General features: G+C 64.8%; 1 protein-coding gene. It reads right to left on the reverse strand.

The window, feature by feature from the left end; translation table 11 throughout:
• Nucleotides 1–15 precede the first annotated feature (15 nt).
• Nucleotides 16–1,008: a ScbA/BarX family gamma-butyrolactone biosynthesis protein gene (locus tag ACIRQP_RS42515; RefSeq protein WP_403900859.1), complete on the reverse strand. Its 993-nt coding sequence runs from the start codon at nucleotides 1,006–1,008 to the stop codon at nucleotides 16–18.
• Nucleotides 1,009–1,117: the final 109 nt, after the last annotated feature.

Raw genomic sequence — 1,117 nt, forward strand, 5'->3', positions numbered from 1 at the left:
TGGTGTGGGGTGGGGTTAGGTGGTGGGTGGTGTGGTGGTGATGGTGGAGTGGAAGAGGGGTTGGTTGTTTTGGTGGGCGGTGATGTGGACGGTGTCGTGGTGGGGGTGGGTGTGGGTGGGTGTGGGGGTGTGGTGTGTTTCGATGTGGCAGGGGGTGTCGAGTTCGGCGTAGCGGGTGAATTGTCCGGTGATGGTGAGTGGTGGGGTGGTGTATCCGAGGGTGGCGGTGGTGGCTTGGCGGGCGGCTTCGAGGAGCATCATGCCTGGTATGTGGTCGACGGGGTGTTCGAAGAGTACGGGGTGGCGGGTGTCGACTCTGAGTTGCCAGCGGTGTGGGTTTGTGGTGGGTGAGAGGACGACGTCGGTGGGTGAGGTGCGGCCGACGTTCTGGGGGGCGGTGGGGGCGGTGAGGGGGAGTGTGGGGTGGTTGTTGTGGAGTCGGCCGGCTCTGAGGCGTCGGTAGACGGTGGGTGAGGTGCAGGTGAAGGCGGCGCTGCCGGTGGCGGCGGTGTGTCCGTCGCGGCGGATGACGGTGTCGTAGCGGAGTCCTGTGAGGGTGTCCCGGCGTTTTTTCACTTCTCTGCAGGTGATGTCGATGTCGAGGGAGGCGGGTGTGCTGCCGGCGAGGAGGTGGGCGGGGTGTGTGGCGAGGGAGAGGTCCGACATCAGGAAGTGGTGGCCGAGGGGGACGCCGTATTCCGCGTGGGCGAGGAGGGCTCCGGCCTGGCGGATCGTTTCGGCGGCGATCAGCGGGTCGTGGTGTCCGGCCACGTGGGTGAAGAAGCTGTGTCCGCGTGGCCATTGGGCGGTCATGCCGAAGTGGTTCTCGCTTTTGCGGTGCCAGCCGGTGAGCATCACTTCGGCGACGCCGGCGCGGTGGACGAATTCCTTCGGGACGGTGGTGGTCAGGGCCGGGTGGTGTGTACCGGTGCCTGGTGTCGTGGTGTTGTGCGGGGTGTGCTCTGTGCCGTGTGGCGCCCGTTCGATGCGGAACGTGTTCACGGACATGGTTCCCCCTTATGGGCTCGGATATGGGTGTGCTCGCTTCCCTCCCCAAGAAAATACGTACCATCCGGTTTAATTGCTAGTGACCTAGGTCACATGAGTGGCAGAAGAT

Source organism: Streptomyces sp. NPDC102274, from assembly GCF_044766385.1.
In the GTDB taxonomy this organism is placed as follows: Bacteria; Actinomycetota; Actinomycetes; order Streptomycetales; family Streptomycetaceae; genus Streptomyces.

Excerpts from the sequence above, each read along its gene's own strand:
- ACIRQP_RS42515 (WP_403900859.1), bottom strand. The coding sequence starts at position 1,008 with ATGTCCGTGAACACGTTCCGCATCGAACGGGCGCCACACGGCACAGAG.